A 15,035-nucleotide genomic window follows, 5' to 3' on the forward strand; every position below is an offset into this window, starting at 1 on the left:
GCGGGGGCGGAGTTGTCGGGGGAGCGGCCCGGGTCATGGTGTGCGGCGGGGGTCCGAGGCGGCCGGTCGGGCTTGGGCCTGGAGCGCGGTGGGCCGGGTGCGGGTGGAGCGGGCGGCGGTGGCGCGGATGGTCCTGGCGCGGCCGGGGATGCGGGGTGGAAGCTTCTCGGTGACGGCGGTGAACGCGCCGGTCTCGGCGCCTCGCAGCACCGGGCGGACGGCGATGGTGTAGGCGCCGAGGTGGGAGAGGTCCTGCTCGGCGAGGCGTGGAGCGGTGTGGCGGGCCAGGACCCGGGCGTCCTCTGGCGAGGCGTTGAAGTAGACCTTCGTGCGGGCGTTGGCCGAGATGCCCTCCTCCAACTCCCTCGGGAGCTGGCGCAGGTACTGGTGGGCGAGGGTGATGGACAGCCGGTAGCCGCGTGCCTCGGCGAGCATGTCCTCCAACGGGTACGGCAGGTTGAGGAAGTTGTGCGCCTCGTCGAGGTAGAGGCTGGCGTCGGGGCGCTGGTGCTGGCCCAGGTGGGAGCGGGCGGTGGCGGCCTGCCAGGTGCGGGCCACGATCAGCGAGCCGAACAGCCGGGACGTCTCCAGCCCGAGGGCGTCTCGGGCGATGCGCACCAGGCAGATGCCGCCTTCGTTGAGGACGCGGTCGATGGCAACGGTGGAGGGCCCGCCGGCCAGGGCGTTGCGGACGAACGGCCGCAGCAGCAGCCCTCGGAGCTTGTTCATCAGCGGGGCGGTGATCTGCGCGGCGGCGGGGTCGGAGAGCTTCCCGTACCAGGTCCAGAAGCCCTTCAGCAGGTCGTCGTCGAGCTGGTTGACCGCGCGCTGGCGGGCGGCGGGGTCGGTGAGCAGGGTGGGCAGGTCGGTCAGCAGCGGCGCCTCGTCGCCGGGGCGGGCTCGCAGCGTCAGCAGGCCGGCGCGCAGGATGTCGTCCGTCCTCGGGCCCCAGGAGGAGGCGTAGACCCGGGAGAAGATGCTCATGAGGTTGTCGACGATGCGGGCGGTATCCGGACCTTCGAGGGGGTTGAGGACGGGAGGGCGGGCGGAGCTGTCGGCGTCGAAGAGCACGACCCGTTCGCCGAGTTCCTCGGGTAGCCGGGCCAGCACGTCCTGGATCAGGTCGCCCTTGGGGTCCACGGCGACGACCCCTCGGCCGGCCTCGGCGTCGTCGAGGATGAGGCGGGCCATCAGCTCGGACTTCCCCGAGCCGGTTGCCCCGAGGATGTGCAGGTGGTGGCGGGAGTCGGCGACGTGCAGACCCACGGGGCGGGGCCGGCCGCTGTCGGTGCGCCCGAGCGGCTTGACGCCGGGGCCGGGCGCCGGGATGCCGGGGGGTGGGGCGACGGCGCGTGCTCCGGCCCGATCCAGCTGCGGGATGTCCGCGTCCCAGGGGAGGTGAGCGAGCACGGCGACTTCATCGACGGACATCAGATCGCCCCGGCCCAGGCGCCGTTCGGTCAGTCGAGCGAGGGCGCGTCGGTCGCTGAGCCGGGTGCGGCGGTAGTAGTTGTGCTCGCTGAACGTCGCGAAGGCGGCTGCCAACGCGTGGACGCGGCCGGTCAACCGGTCGCGCACGGCGACCCGTTCGATGCTGTCGGACGGGTGGGGCAGGGTGCTGGAGACCGCGAAGCGGACCAGCGTCTCGTAGTGGGCGCCGCGCGCCTTGTTCACGATCGCCCGGTCCTCGGCCGCCGTCTCCAACACCGTGTGGCGGTCCTGGAGTTGGCCCGCGCGCGTCGGGCGACGCGGGGTGGGCCCGGGCAGTAGGAACGTCTCCAGCAGGCGGCTGATCGTATGGGGCGAGCGCCCGGAGCGCAGTCGGCGGGCAGCGCGCCGGGCGGCGCCCACCCGGCGCCCGGCCACCGGGCGGGCCAGGATCTGCACGACGGCGCGTTCGCCGGGGCCCAGTCCGACCGGGGCGCCGAGCAGAGCCCGGATGGGGTCGGTGGCGAAGCCGGTGCGGATCGGCAGCGCCTCGCTGCGGGCCAGCCGCAACTGGCCCGCCACCAACTCGATTTCCCCGCCCCCGTCCTTTGACAGCCGGCCGGGGAGTGGGCTGGCGGCCGGAGTCGTGCGGGTGTGCGCCCCGGGCCAGGCCGCCTCAACGGCTCGCTCCACCAGCCCCGGTGGCACGACGCCGGGCACCCACAGCTGGAGGGAGAGCGTCTCCCGGTCGGTGACGTACTCGAAGACGACATGCGGTTGACCGGCCAGGCGCCTGATCGCCGGTCGCAGCAGCCCGACCAGGTTGGCCCACAGGGCGGCGCCGCCGCTCGCATCCACCTCCGGTGGGGGGAGGATGCGTACGATCCTGGCGTTGGCGGAGATCCGCGCGCGGCAGTGCCGTCGCCACCACAGCCACATGAGGCCCAGCCCCGCGAGGGCGAGCACGGCGACGATGCCGGTCAGCAGTCCCCACTCGGCGGCCCACGCCAGGACGTCGTCCAACAGACCGTCGAGTGCTCCGGAGGGATCGCGCAGGTAGTCGTGCACCGGGGAGTTCGACCGCACTTCGGGACGACCGGCAGGCGGAGAGGACGAGACGAAGGAACGGTTCACGGTCGCTCCTGTGGAGTCCAGGGGAAGGGGAGGGCAAGGCCCGGGTGGCGGCTACGCGGCCCGGTCGTCGCGTGCGGCGGCGGACGGCGCCCCGGACCGCGAGGCGTCACCGCGAGCATGACCACCGGGCAGGAGCCGCAGATGGCCGCGTCGTGTGGTGCGGGAACTACGTTCGGCCCGTTCGGCCTCGACTTCGGCCTGCCAGGCGCGGAAGGTCCGGCCGTTCAGGCGCTTGACGAGGTGGGGGATGCGGTTGGCGGGGACGCCGACGAGTTGCGGTCCGAGCACGGCGAGGAGGTCGTTTGCCTGCTGCGAGTTCCAGCCGGCCTCGCGGATGGCTGCCTCGTCGGGGAAGACATCCGCGACCCGGTCCCGCTCAACGTTCAGGGCGGAGTCCTGGATACCGCCGTAGCTGTAGACCCACAACAGGTTCTCCGGCGGGTCGGGCTCGACGAGCGCCCGGAACCTCGCGACCTCCTTGGTGTAGGCGTAGAAGGTCACGTCGGGGCGGGCACGCGCCACGCGGAGCCAGGCCAGGGTGTAGGCGTCGGAGAAGAAGTCGCCGGAGTCGTGAATTCTCACCCAGGTACCACGGAACCGGCGCGCGCCCAGCTCGGTGACCATGGCGCGTTCCCAGCCGGCGAGGTCGTCGAGCACGAAGCGGAGGTTCGCCTGGTGCTTGGCCAGGACCTGGGGCCAGGTGTAGGTGCCGTGGCGGGCGTAGCAGACCGAGCTGCATATCCCTGCGGAAGGGCAGGTGTTGTAGGTGCGGCCGTCGGGGAAGCGGCCGGCCCAGGCGGGCAGGGTCCAGGTCCAGATCCCCATCGAACGCAGTCGGCGGTTCTGGGTGAGGAGTCGTTTGGGGCGCTCGACGGTGTTGGGCGGATGCGGCAAGGGGGAGTTCACCTCCGGGGTCGGGAGGGGCATCTCGGAAGCGGGCCGGGCGGTCAGGCGGCCAGGTGGTCGTGGCTCGGCGGGTCGAGGTCGATGAACGGGGCCCGTTCCTGTTCCGTCGTGTCGGGTTCGTTGTCGTAGGTGGCGAGTTCGGCGGGGTTGGTCGTGACCAGCCGGTGCTCCGCCGCTGAGGCGGTGGCCTCGAAGGCGACGCGCTGCGTACCGGCCGAGAGGAGGCCCTGGCCGCGCTCGGCGGAGAGGAGGAACTGTCGCTCGCCGTCGGAGAGGTTGAAGACGGTGCTGATCTCGTCGATGGCCTGGGATGCCTGGCGCAGCAGGATCTGGGTGGCGGCGTTGGCGACGACGGCCTTGCCCAGCTCGGTGGCCAGCACGTCGGCGGTGTCCTGCGTGGCGACGGTGAGGCCGGCCCACTGCTTTCGGCTGGCCTTGGCCATGCGGAAGAGGAAGTCCGCGCCGGCCGGGTCACGCATCAGCAGCCATGCCTCGTCGACCACCACCAGGCGGGGGCGGCGGATGGCCGGGTTGGACACCCGGCGCCACACGGCATCGAGGGTCAGCAGGGTGCCGATGGCCTTGAGTTCGTCGGGCAGGTCGCGCAGGGAGAAGACGACGAGGTGGCCGTCGGGCCGGCTGCTCGTGGGTCCGTTGAACAGACCGGCGAACGCGCCGTGGACATAGGGATGGAGGCGGGCGGCGAGGTCGGCGGCCTCGGTGTCGTCGGAGCGTTCGAGGCTGTGGGCGAGGTCGGCCAGCAGCGGGGCCGGGCGGGGCCAGGTGCGCGGGTCGCCGGTGATCCCGGCCTGCTGGTAGGTGGTGGTGATGGCGCGGTCGAGGCTGGCGCGTTCGCCGGGGGTGAGCTGGGCGCCGAGGAGCACGCCGATGACGGTGTGAAGGAACAACGACCGCCGCACCAGCGCGTCGCGGGGCGCGGTGCGCCGGCCGTCTCGGAGGCCCTGATCGGGTCGCAAGGGCAGATCGTGGCGGAGTTCTTCGACTCCGGACAGTCCCGGTCCATCCCCTGGGCGCGGAGGCCACGTGCCGCCGCGCTGCTGGACGCCCTCAGAGACCCCCACCGAGGCTTCGACGCCGTGGTGATCGGCGAGCCGCAACGTGCCTTCTACGGCAACCAGTTCGGCCTGACGTTCCCTCTCTTCACCCACTACGGGGTACCCCTGTGGGTGCCGGAGGTCGGCGGCCCGATCGACCCCGAATCCGAAGCCCACGACATGGTGATGTCCGTCTTCGGCGGGATGAGCAAGGGCGAACGTACCCGGATCAAGATCCGGGTACGCACCGCCATGTCCGCGCAGACGAAACTCGAAGGCCGCTTCCTCGGCGGACGCCCCCCGTACGGGTACCGACTCGCGGACGCCGGACCACACCCCAACCCCACCAAGGCCGCCGACGGGCGTCGCCTGCACCGCCTTGAACCCGATCCGGACACCGCCTGGGTCGTCCAACGGATCTACCTTCACTACAGCGCCGGACGCGGGCTGTATGCCATCGCCGAAGCCCTCACCCGGGCCGGCATCCCCTGCCCCTCGGCCCACGACCGGGCCCGCAACCGCCACCGCAGCGGCGTCGCCTGGTCCAAGGGAGCGGTGCGCGTGATCCTGACCAACCCCCGCTACACCGGCCACCAGGTGTGGAACAAGCAGCGCAAGGACGAAGTCCTCCTCGACGTCAACAACGTCGCCCTGGGCCATGAGACGAAGCTGCGCTGGAACGACAAGGACACCTGGGTGTGGTCCGCCAACGTCGTCCACGAACCGTTGATCGACATGGAGACCTTCCAAGCGGTCCAGCAGATGCTCGCCGGCAAGGGAGCCAGCCGTAAGCACCGCGAACGCCAGACCACCCGGCACCCCTACGTGTTCCGGGGACTACTCCACTGCGGCATCTGCAACCGACGGATGCAGGGCCAGCAGAGCAAACAGCGCCTGTACTACCGCTGTCGCTTCCCCAACGAGTACTCCCTGGCCAACACCATCGACCACCCGCGCAACGTCTACCTCAACGAGGCCGATCTCCTGCCACGGCTCGACGCCTGGCTCGCCGGCGCCTTCGCCCCCGACCGCTTGGCCGACACCATCGAACGGATGCAGGCCGCCCAGCCCGACATCACCCCGGCCGCCGGTGCCGAGGACCACGCCCAGGTGATCGCCGAGTGTGACGCCAAGCTCGCTCGCTACCGAGAAGCCCTCGAAGCCGGCACCGACCCCAAGCTCGTCGCCGCCTGGACCGCCGAGGTCCAGGCCCGCCGGGCCGAAGCCGCCGCGCGGAGTCGCAAGGTCTCCGCACAGCGCAGGATGACCAGGGAGGAGATCCACAGCATGATCAAACCGCTCGGATCGATCAGCGAGACCCTCGCCACTGCGGACCCGGAGGCGAAGGCCGACGTCTACCGGAGCCTGGGACTGACCCTGACCTACCAGCCCGAGAAACAACTCGTGCGGGCCGAGGCTTGCCTCGACCCGCACGAGTTGGGGATAAAGTCCGTGTCCGAGGGGGGACTTGAACCCCCACGCCCTTAAACGGGCACTAGCACCTCAAGCTAGCGCGTCTGCCATTCCGCCACCCGGACATCAGGTGTGCGCGGCGCTTCGGCCGCGGCGACGGGTCAACCATACCAAGCTTCCGAGCCCACCGTTCCCGCCGGCGGAGCCCGGCGACCACCGCCGCCCCGGCCCGCGGAAGCCGCCCGGCCCGCCCCGGGAGGGGGAGGGCGTGGCCGGGCGGCGGAGCGGGAAGCGCGGGGCTAGTTGGCGCGGGAGGTCACCGCGCCCGAGGTGGAGCCGAGGGCCTTCAGCCAGGACGGCCCGCTGAGCAGTTCCAGGAGTAACAGCAGCCGGCTCAACGGCTCCCACTGCGGCGTCGCTGCCCCGCCGTCCCTCGGCTCGTCGACGGCCAGCAGCGCCCAGACCGCCTTGCCGTGCCGATCGGGCGTGGTCCAGCCCCAGTTCTTCGCGAGGGCGTCCAGCACCTTCAGCCCGCGTCCCGACTCCTGGTACGGCTCGGGGGTCCGCGCCAGCGGCACGTCCTGGCCGGGGTCGAAGACCGCGCAGAGCACCGAGCGTTCGCAGTGCACCAGGCTCAACAGCAGCGGCTGGTCCTCGCTGGCCGGCGGCAGCGGGCTGGGGCGGGAGCCGGCCGGCAGGCCGTACCTGAGGGCGTTGGTCACCAACTCGGAGACCACCACCGTGGTGTCCCCGACCAGTTCGTCGAGGTCCCAGTCGGTGAGGGTGGCCCGGGTCAGGGAGCGCGCCGATCTCGCCGCGCCCGGCTCTCCCGGCAGGGGGAACGTCGCGAAGCCCGCCACGTCCGCCGACGGGGTCCGCCGCCCGGCAGCGGCGAGCGTCGCCATCGAGGCGTAGGGGAGAGCTGACATGACCGACCTCCGCGGGTGTCCGACATGACCCAGGCGGTGACTCCGCAGAGTCTATCCTGGGGGACTCAGAGTATCGCTGCAAGTACATCTGAAAGAACGAACGCAAGAACAGATGCAAGCCACGGATGCAAGAACGGATGCAAGAACGCCGGGAGTTGGGGCAGTATCAGGGAGGCCGCACGCCACCCCACGGCGTGCGGATGCAGGCACGACCCAACCCGAGGAGTGCGAATGCCGGATTTCGTCAACGGAGTGTCGGCCACTCGGATCACCGGCGTGAGCTGGCGGAAGAGTGCGCGCAGCAACCCGAACGGAAACTGCGTCGAGGTGGCCGCCCTGCCCGACGGAGGCGTCGCGGTGCGGAACTCGCGGGACCCCGAGGGCCCCGCGCTCGTCTACACCAGGGCGGAGATGACCGCTTTCGTGCAAGGAGCCAGGGACGGGGACTTCGACGACCTGGTCGACTGACCGCGTTGACCGACGGGTTGATCGACGAGTCGACCCACGGGTTGACCGTGCCGGGTTGACCCACGGCGTGGTCGGCGGTCCGGCGCGGCCGGCTCGGACCGCCGACCCGACCGAACGTCCCCCCACCCCCGAGCGGCGCGCGTTGCCCGAGGTGGCGCCCCCGGGGTGTCACCCTGGGTGCGGCCGAGGCGACTGTACGCCTCGTCCGAACAGTGCAACACTTGAGCGCTAATTCAACAGCTCAGGGGAACTCACATGACGTCAGCTCACCTTGGCCCGACCCCTACGGTGAGGGACCTGCTCACTCATCCGAGGGGCGGGCCGACGGTTCTGCGGATCGTGCTCGGCACGCATCTGCGCCGGCTCCGTGAGGGCTGTGGGATCAGTCGGGAGGCGGCGGGGGACGCCATCCGAGGTTCGCACGCCAAGATAAGTCGGCTGGAACTGGGCCGCGTCGCCGCCAAGGAGCGGGACATCGCCGACCTGCTGACCCTCTACGGGGTGACCGACGAGGAGCAGCGCGGACAGTTCCTGGCCCTGGCCCGGCAGGCCAGCACCCCCGGTTGGTGGCAGAAGTACGGGGATGTGCTGCCCAGTTGGTTCGAGACGATGATCGGCCTGGAGGAGGCCGCCTCACTGATCCGCACCTACGAGGTCCAGTTCGTGCCCGGCCTGTTGCAGACCGCCGACTACGCGCGGGCCTGCATCCGGCTCGGCAACCCGAGGGCCACCGACCGGCAGGTCGACCGCCGCGTCGAACTCCGTCTGGAACGCCAGAAGTTGCTTATGCGGGACGGCGCGCCCCGGCTCTGGGCGGTCGTCGACGAGGCCGCGTTGACCCGGCCGATGGGCGGGCCCGAGGCGATGCGGCAGCAGATCCGCCACCTGCGGGAGATGGCCGAACGCCCCAACATCACCCTCCAGATCGCGCCGTTCCGCCTCGGCGGGCTGGCCGCCGCCGGCGGCCCGGTGACCATCCTGCGCTTCCTGGAGCCCGACCTGCCCGACATCGTCTACCTGGAGCAGCTCAACAGCGCGCTCTACCTGGACAAGCGGGAGGACGTCGAGGACTACCTCGCCGTGATGGACAGCCTCTGCGCCACCGCCGAGCCGCACGGCCGGACGCCGGCGACGCTGGAGCAGGTCCTCGCCGAACACGAGCGCGCGGCCGACGAGGCATAGCCGCACCGGCGCGGCGGCGCGGCGCGTCGACAGCCAACGAAACGGCGGGCCGGGGGAGTTGAACCCCCGGCCCGCCGTCGCGCCGTGCGCGGTGTGTGCCGTGCGCCGTCGCGCCGTCGCGCGGTCCTCAGAGCTTGCGGGCCACGCCGCCGAACTCGATCCACTCCTCGGTCTTCTGCTTCGGCCCCAGGTCGCTGTCCGGGCGCCAGGTGCTGATCTCGACCAGGCCCGGCTCCAGGATCTCCAGACCCTCGAAGTACCGCCGGACGTCGGCCTGTTCGCGCACCCGGCCCCAGCGGCCGCCGGTCGACTCGTTCATGAACGTGGTGATGGAGGAGCGCAACTCCGAGTCGTCGCTGACCAGTTGGTTGATCACCAGGAAGCTGCCCGGGGCCAGCCGCTCGGTCACCCGGCGGACCAGCCCGGTCGGGTCGTCCTCGTCGGGGATGCAGTGCAGCACCGACACGAACAGCGCGGCCACCGGCTCGTCGAAGTCGATCAGCCGCTCGACGTCCGGGTGCCCGAAGATGCCCTCGGTGTCGCGGAAGTCGGCCTGGATCACCGCCGTGTTGGCGTTCTCCTCCAGCAGGGCGCGGCCGTGCGCCAGCACGATCGGGTCGTTGTCGATGTAGACCACCCGCGCCTCGGGGTCCATCCGCTGGGCGATCTGGTGCACGTTGTCCTGGGTCGGCAGCCCGGAGCCGTGGTCCACGAACTGCCGGATGCCGTACTCCTCGGAGAGGATGCGCACCGCCCGCTGGAGGAAGCGGCGGTTGTTGATGGCCAACGGGCGGGTGCTGGGCGCGGTGCGCTCCAGCATGTCGAACGCCTCGCGGTCCACCGCGTAGTTGTCCTTGCCCCCCAGGGCGTAGTCATATATGCGCGCGACGCTGGGCACGTTGACGTCCACCTCGCGGGTGGTGACGTCCTCGGCTCCGGCCATGACGACCTCTTCTCTGGAAACTCTCCGTGGAACCTGCACAACGGGGACGTATCCTCGCACGACGCACGGTAGTTGACTGTTCATCATGCCGCGACGGGCAGACAACTGTCCGAATGTCGACGGTGGTTACGCCGTGCGGGCCTCAGCGGTGCTCGTCGAGCCAGGTCAGCAGGTCGGCCTGGACCTCGGCGCGGTTGGTCTCGTTGAGGATCTCGTGCCGGGCGTCCGGGTAGGCGCGCCAGCTCAGCTCCCGGGTGCCGTGGTAGCGGAAGTCCTCCAGCAGTTCGTAGACCAGGGTCATCCCGACATGGCAGGGGTCCTTCTCGCCGACCGCCACATGCACCGGCAACTCCCGTGGAACGCGGGCCTGTTGCTCCGGGTCGTTGATCTTGCGCACGCCCAGCACCCAGTCCAGCGAGAGCCCGGCGCCGAACGCGAAGCCGCACCGCTCGTCCGCCACATAGGCGTCCACCTCGGCCGGGTCCCGGCTCAGCCACTCGAAGCCGGTGCGGTGCGGATAGGGGTCGTTGAACGAGGAGAAGAGGTCGGGCACGAACGTCGAGGGCGCGTCCCGGCCGCCGGCCTCGATCTCCTCCTGGAGGCCGGCGATCGCGCCGCTCGGCTCGCAGCCCGGCAGCGAGCGGAAGGTGCCGCTGAGGACCAGCCCGTGCAGCGTCCCGCCGTACTCCTGCGCGAAGTCCCGCGCCAGCTGGGAGCCCATGCTGTGGCCCAGCATCACCAGCGGCACCCCCGGATGGGTCTCGCGGGCGCGGTCGCCGACCAGCCGCAGGTCTTCGACCGTGGCCCGCCAGCCGGATGCGCCCACCGCGCCGAAGCCCCCGGTGTGCGCGGCGGTCGCGCCGTGCCCCCGGTGGTCGGAGGCGACCACGGCGTAGCCGTGCGCGGCCAGCTCCCTGGCGAACCGGTCGTAGCGCAGGGCGTGTTCGGCCGCGCCGTGCACGATCTGCACCACGGCGTGCGGCCGGCCGCCGTGTTCGGGCGGCCAGCTGTAGGTGGCGATCGGCACCCCGTCCCTGGCGGTGCTGAAGTCGGCGCGTGGGGTCGTGTGCGTTGCCTGGTCCACCGTTCACTCCTCTGTGCCGGCCGGTGCCGGCCTGTGCCGGGTCTCCGCTGTGTGCTGCCGGTCCGTCCGCCGCGCGTGCCCGTGCGGGCGTTCGCGCGGCGGCGTTCCACGAAGCGATCGCTTCCCTGCGCGGGGCCGGCTCATGGCACCCGATCGTGCCCCGCCGACCGGGTGCCCACGCCCGTCGCTCGCCGCTCGCCGCGCCGGGCGGCCCGTCGCCCGCCGCCCGTTGCTCGCCGGCCACCGGCTGTCGGCCACCGCCCACCGCCCACCGTCCGTCGCGCCGGGCCGGGCCGCCCGTCGAGCCCGTCCGCCGGGTGCCCACGCCAGCCGCGTACCGGGTGGCCCGCCGGCCGGCCATCGACCGCCTACCGACCGCCGACCGGGCCATCGACCGACTACCGGCCGACTACCGGCCATCGACCGCCCACCGGCCGACTACCGGCCATCGACCGACTACCGGCCACCGACCGGGCTACCGACCGACTACCGGCCGACTACCGGCCACCGACCGGCCCGCCGCGTCAGCCGGCGCGTGCATCCCCACGCGGCGCGGCGGCGCGGCGGCGCGGCCGCGCGGCGATGTGGAGCGGCGTGGCCGGCGTCCCGCCGTCTCCCGGCACGGCGCCGGTCCGGCCGGCGCCGGAGACGCCTTCGCGCGCGCTGAGCGAGCGTCAGTTCCCTTAGCCAAGCGGAGCGTTCCGCGGCACGCCGGTCAACGCGCGTCATTGACATGGGCATGGCTTGGGCTGAAGGCTGGGGTCGCGCCACGCGCCCGACCCCGGGGCGCGGGCATCCCGCGACCGCGAAACGGAGAAGCGTGTTCAGACGATCTGCCCCACACAGACGGCACGGCACCCTGGCGCTGGCGGGCGTGACCCTCGCCGGCCTGCTCGCCGCCGCCCAGCCGGCGATGGCCGACCCGGCCGAGGCGGCCGACCCGATCAACGCCGCGTTCGCCGACGCCGCCGACGCCTACCAGGTCCCCCGCGACCTGCTGGTTGCCGTCGGCTACGGCGAGACCCGACTCAATGACCACGACGGCGCCCCCAGCCACGCCCGTGGCTACGGCGTGATGCACCTGGTGGACAACCCGACCCACCGCACCCTGGACGCCGCCGCCGAGGCCACCGGCCTCGACGCCGCCGAACTCCGGTCCGACACGACGGCCAACATCGAGGGCGGCGCGGCCGTTCTACGCGCGTATGCCGACGAGTTGGGCCTCACCGCCGAGGAGCGGGCCGACCTCGACGCCTGGTACCCCGTCGTCGCCCTGTACGGCGGCGCCGAGCAGGACGCCACCGCACGGCTCTATGCCGATACCGTCTACGACCTGCTCGGCGACGGCCTCAGCGCGGTCGTGGACGGCGGCGAGACGGTCGCCGTCGATCCCGTGACGGTCAACCCCGAACGCGGCGACTACGCCTCGGCCGACGTCGGCGTGCTCAGCGAGGACTACCCGCCGGCCCTGTGGGCGCCCGCCCACTCGGCCAACTACTCGGCGGGCAGGACGCAGGACATCGACACCGTGGTCATCCATGTGACCCAGGGCTCCTACGCCGGCTCGATCTCCTGGTTCCAGAACCCGGCGTCCCAGGTCAGTGCCCACTACACCATCCGTTCCTCGGACGGCGAGGTCACCCAGTCCGTCCGCGACCGGGACACCGCCTGGCACGCCAGGGGCGGCAACGCCTACAGCATCGGCATCGAGCACGAGGGGTGGGTCGACGAGCCGTCCTGGTTCACCGACGCGATGTACCGCTCCTCGGCCGCGCTCACCCGGCACCTCGCCGCCGAGCACGGCATCCCGCTGGACCGGCAGCACATCGTCGGCCATGTCGAGGTGCCGGGCAACGACCACACCGACCCGGGACCGCACTGGGACTGGGACTACTACATGGAACTGGTCGGCGGCGACCCGGGCGAACCCGGCCCGCCCGCCCTGGACTTCCCCACCTACCAGACCCTGCGGGACGGCTCCACCGGGCCGCAGGTGACCGCGCTCCAGTACCTGCTCAACCAGAACGGGCAGAACGCGGGCACCGTGGACGGGCAGTTCGGGCCTGCCACGGGCGCGGCCGTGCGGGGCTTCCAGACCGCCAAGGGGTTGACCGCCGACGGCGTCGTCGGCCCCCGCACCTGGACCGCGCTGCTGTCGGCCGGCTCGACGCCCACGCTCAGCCAGGGCAGCTCGGGCGAGGCGGTCTCCCGCCTCCAGCGGGCGCTGACCGCAGCGCTGGGCGAAACGCTCGCCATCGACGGCCAGTTCGGCCCGAACACGGCGGCCGCCGTGCGCGAGTACCAGAGCAGTCGCGGCCTCGGCGCCGACTCCATCGTCGGCCCCCAGACCTGGGCGGCGCTCCAGGCCGGCCGCTGACGGTCCGAGACACCGGCGCGCGGGCCGAGGCGCAACCCGGCGCGCGCGCCGGGCCAACGTTCAACCCGGCGCGCACGCCGGCACGCGGAGCGTCGCGCACCACGGGTCCCCGGGGCACGCCCCCGGGGGCCCGTTCGCGCGCCGGCGTCCGCGCGCCGGCGCGAGCGGCCGCCGCCGCTCAGTCGTGGTGCATCACGTCGAAGTAGTGCAGCGCCGCCTGCGCATACGCCAGCCGGGAGTCCAGCAGCCGGGGGTCGTGGTGGTAGTCGGTCCGCAGATGGCCGAACGACAACGCCCGCCCGGCGCCCCGCCGCCGCCACACCACGCTGCGCGGATAGCCCCAGACCACCATCTCGGCCACCTGCCCGAAGGTCAGCAGGGTCAGCAGCAGGCAGCCGAGGAAGATCACCAGCCAGAGCGGGAACGCCAGCGCGAACACCAGCCAACCGCCGACCGAGCCCCGGCGCCCGACCACGGGCGGGCTCCCGTCCGCCGGGTCGATCACCCAGGTGCAGCGGCGCCCGAACCGCGCCGGCTCGTGGGTGATCTCACCCAGCGGCCGGTCCCGCTCGTCCACGACCCGGAAGTGCCGTGGCCAGGGCACCCGTTCCTCCGGGTGAACGGTCGCGAGCGCCGCGCCGTCCGGGCCGGTCAGCGCCAGCACCGGGTGCGGCTGCCCGCCGCCCCGCAGCCGCAGCCGTTCCTCGACCTCGGCCACCGTCACCGGGCGCGAGGCCAGCGCGCTCGCCGGCCCCGCCGCCGTCTCGTGGCCCTCGGGCGCCAACAGCCGCACGCGGGCGGCCGGTTCGGCGTCCTCGCCACGCTGGTTCGGCCGGATCAGAAACTCCTCGCCGACCGTCCACTCGGCGGTGCGCATCCCGTCCGCGCCGGCTATGTCCACGGTGAAGCCCGTCGCCACGCCACTCCTTCGGTAGGGCCGGCCGCCACCGGCCGCGCCGTCAACGCCACTGCCGCGCGCCCACGGTACCCAGGCCGGGGCCGGCCCGCCGCGACCTTGGCCACACGCCCAACGGGTTGACGCCCGCCGCGCCCTGACCCTCCCGCAGGTCAGGACCCGGTCAACGGCCGGTCAACAGCGGGTCAACGGTGAGCCGGCCGAGCAGGTCGAAGCCGGCCCGGTCCACGGAGCGGGCGTTGGCGCTGAGGACCACCACGGCCGCCTGCCGGGCCGGCGCCACCGCCAGCAGCGCGTGGTAGCCGCCGGTCCTGCCGTTGGCGAAGAGCACCGCGTGCCGGCCGAGCGAGGCCGGCAGATGGGTGCCGTACCAGCCGGGACGCATGGTGTGCGCCCGGTAGATCCGCTGCTCGGTCTCGTGGGTCAACGCCACCGCCCTGCCCAACTCGCCGCTGACATCGCCCAGTTCGGCCAGGGCCAGCTTCAGCAGGTCCGCCGGCGTGGCGTGCAGCCCGCCGGCGCCGGCCAGGTCGGCGAGGTGCCAGCGCGGGCGTGGCCTCCCGGTGCGGGAGTGGCCCCGCGCCAGCCGGGCCGCGCGCTCCTCGTCCAGCTCGACCCGGGTGTCCGCCATGCCCAGCGGCGCGGCGATCTCCTCCCGGATCAGCGCGTCGTAGGACCGCCCGGTGTGCCGGGCCAGCGCCAGCCCGAGCAGGCCGGAGCCGAAGCTGGAGTAGCGGAACTTCCGGCCGGGCGTGGAGCGGAGCCGGGTCGCGGCGAGTTCGGCCAGCAGCGCGTCGGCCGTGCAGCGCACATACGGGTCGAGCGCCCCGCGCCGCCCGCGCGGCATCAGCCGCTGCGGCAGCCGGGGCAGCCCCGAGGTGTGCAGGGCGAGTTGGCCCAATGTGACGGGCCGGCCCCCGCGCTCCGGCACCCGCACCTCGGGCAGCAGCGCGGCCAGCGGCGTCTCCCAGTCGACCGTGCCGCGTACGACGAGCCGGGCCAGGGCCAGCGCGGTGAACGTCTTGCTGACCGAGCCGATCTCGAAGAGTGTGTCGGGCGGCGCGCCGTGCAGCGCGGTCTCCTCGCCGAGCACCGCCCCCACGGTGACCGCCCCTGGCCGGTCGGCCCCGACCGTTCGCGCCGTCTCCTCGACCAGCTCCGCCAGCGCGTTCGCGGTCAGGTTCATCTCAGGAACTCCCC

The 15,035-nt window shown here is 72.7% G+C and carries 12 protein-coding genes and 1 tRNA gene; 4 read left to right on the forward strand and 9 right to left on the reverse strand.

The window, feature by feature from the left end; genetic code table 11:
- Positions 1–33 precede the first annotated feature (33 nt).
- The 3 genes from FH609_RS02595 to FH609_RS31385 all read right to left on the reverse strand — a co-directional run bounded on the left by FH609_RS02595 (position 34) and on the right by FH609_RS31385 (position 4,445).
- On the reverse strand, positions 34–2,496 hold the full coding sequence (locus FH609_RS02595) for a type IV secretory system conjugative DNA transfer family protein (protein WP_139667680.1): 2,463 nt from the start codon (positions 2,494–2,496) through the stop codon (positions 34–36).
- A 117-nt stretch (positions 2,497–2,613) separates the two neighbouring features.
- Positions 2,614–3,489 carry a GP88 family protein gene (locus FH609_RS02600; protein ID WP_193317891.1) on the reverse strand — a complete coding sequence of 292 codons (876 nt, stop codon included), beginning with the start codon at positions 3,487–3,489 and terminating at the stop codon, positions 2,614–2,616.
- Between the two features lie 20 nt (positions 3,490–3,509).
- A complete protein-coding gene (locus FH609_RS31385) occupies positions 3,510–4,445 on the reverse strand; it encodes a VirB4 family type IV secretion system protein (RefSeq protein WP_226961350.1) in 936 nt (311 codons plus the stop codon).
- A gap of 9 nt (positions 4,446–4,454) precedes the next feature.
- Here FH609_RS31385 and FH609_RS02605 point away from each other — a divergent pair, with 9 nt between their 5' ends.
- Positions 4,455–6,011: a recombinase family protein gene (locus FH609_RS02605; protein ID WP_226961351.1), complete on the forward strand. Its 1,557-nt coding sequence runs from the start codon at positions 4,455–4,457 to the stop codon at positions 6,009–6,011.
- Here FH609_RS02605 and FH609_RS02610 read toward each other — a convergent pair.
- Together FH609_RS02610 and FH609_RS02615 are read right to left on the reverse strand one after the other, a co-directional pair.
- Positions 5,977–6,061 (reverse strand) — tRNA-Leu (locus tag FH609_RS02610). The two genes, FH609_RS02605 and FH609_RS02610, sit on opposite strands and share 35 nt — an antisense overlap.
- 174 nt (positions 6,062–6,235) lie before the next feature.
- Positions 6,236–6,865, reverse strand: coding sequence for an ATP-binding protein (locus FH609_RS02615; protein WP_139667573.1), 630 nt, complete (start codon positions 6,863–6,865; stop codon positions 6,236–6,238).
- 231 nt (positions 6,866–7,096) lie between these two features.
- Between FH609_RS02615 and FH609_RS02620 the strand changes: the two genes are divergently transcribed.
- The gene (locus FH609_RS02620; RefSeq protein ID WP_139667574.1) at positions 7,097–7,333 is read left to right on the forward strand and encodes a DUF397 domain-containing protein; all 237 of its coding nucleotides are present in this window, start codon (positions 7,097–7,099) and stop codon (positions 7,331–7,333) included.
- A gap of 255 nt (positions 7,334–7,588) precedes the next feature.
- The gene (locus FH609_RS02625) at positions 7,589–8,515 is read left to right on the forward strand and encodes a helix-turn-helix domain-containing protein (protein WP_139667575.1); all 927 of its coding nucleotides are present in this window, start codon (positions 7,589–7,591) and stop codon (positions 8,513–8,515) included.
- A gap of 127 nt (positions 8,516–8,642) precedes the next feature.
- Here FH609_RS02625 and FH609_RS02630 read toward each other — a convergent pair whose 3' ends face one another.
- Positions 8,643–9,458, reverse strand: a complete 816-nt coding sequence (locus FH609_RS02630; protein WP_139667576.1) for an SAM-dependent methyltransferase — start codon at positions 9,456–9,458, stop codon at positions 8,643–8,645.
- Positions 9,459–9,600: 142 nt separating this feature from the next.
- Positions 9,601–10,542: an alpha/beta fold hydrolase gene (locus FH609_RS02635; RefSeq protein WP_139667577.1), complete on the reverse strand. Its 942-nt coding sequence runs from the start codon at positions 10,540–10,542 to the stop codon at positions 9,601–9,603.
- 820 nt (positions 10,543–11,362) lie between these two features.
- Between FH609_RS02635 and FH609_RS02640 the strand changes: the two genes are divergently transcribed.
- A complete protein-coding gene (locus FH609_RS02640) occupies positions 11,363–12,919 on the forward strand; it encodes an N-acetylmuramoyl-L-alanine amidase (protein ID WP_226961352.1) in 1,557 nt (518 codons plus the stop codon).
- A gap of 178 nt (positions 12,920–13,097) precedes the next feature.
- Here the strand turns inward: FH609_RS02640 and FH609_RS02645 are convergent, their stop codons facing one another.
- The gene (locus tag FH609_RS02645) at positions 13,098–13,838 is read right to left on the reverse strand and encodes a hypothetical protein (RefSeq protein ID WP_139667579.1); all 741 of its coding nucleotides are present in this window, start codon (positions 13,836–13,838) and stop codon (positions 13,098–13,100) included.
- 160 nt (positions 13,839–13,998) lie between these two features.
- Positions 13,999–15,021, reverse strand: coding sequence for a serine hydrolase domain-containing protein (locus FH609_RS02650; RefSeq protein ID WP_139667580.1), 1,023 nt, complete (start codon positions 15,019–15,021; stop codon positions 13,999–14,001).
- Positions 15,022–15,035 lie beyond the last annotated feature (14 nt).

It is taken from the genome of Streptomyces sp. 3MP-14 (assembly GCF_006334905.2).
In the GTDB taxonomy this organism is placed as follows: domain Bacteria; phylum Actinomycetota; class Actinomycetes; order Streptomycetales; family Streptomycetaceae; genus Streptomyces; species Streptomyces triticirhizae.

Coding starts and splice junctions, on each gene's coding strand:
- FH609_RS02600 (WP_193317891.1), bottom strand. CDS start 3,489: ATGCCCCTCCCGACCCCGGAGGTGAACTCCCCCTTGCCGCATCCGCCC.
- FH609_RS02615 (WP_139667573.1), bottom strand. CDS start 6,865: ATGTCAGCTCTCCCCTACGCCTCGATGGCGACGCTCGCCGCTGCCGGG.
- FH609_RS02625 (WP_139667575.1), top strand. CDS start 7,589: ATGACGTCAGCTCACCTTGGCCCGACCCCTACGGTGAGGGACCTGCTC.
- FH609_RS02650 (WP_139667580.1), bottom strand. CDS start 15,021: ATGAACCTGACCGCGAACGCGCTGGCGGAGCTGGTCGAGGAGACGGCG.
- FH609_RS02620 (WP_139667574.1), top strand. CDS start 7,097: ATGCCGGATTTCGTCAACGGAGTGTCGGCCACTCGGATCACCGGCGTG.
- FH609_RS02630 (WP_139667576.1), bottom strand. CDS start 9,458: ATGGCCGGAGCCGAGGACGTCACCACCCGCGAGGTGGACGTCAACGTG.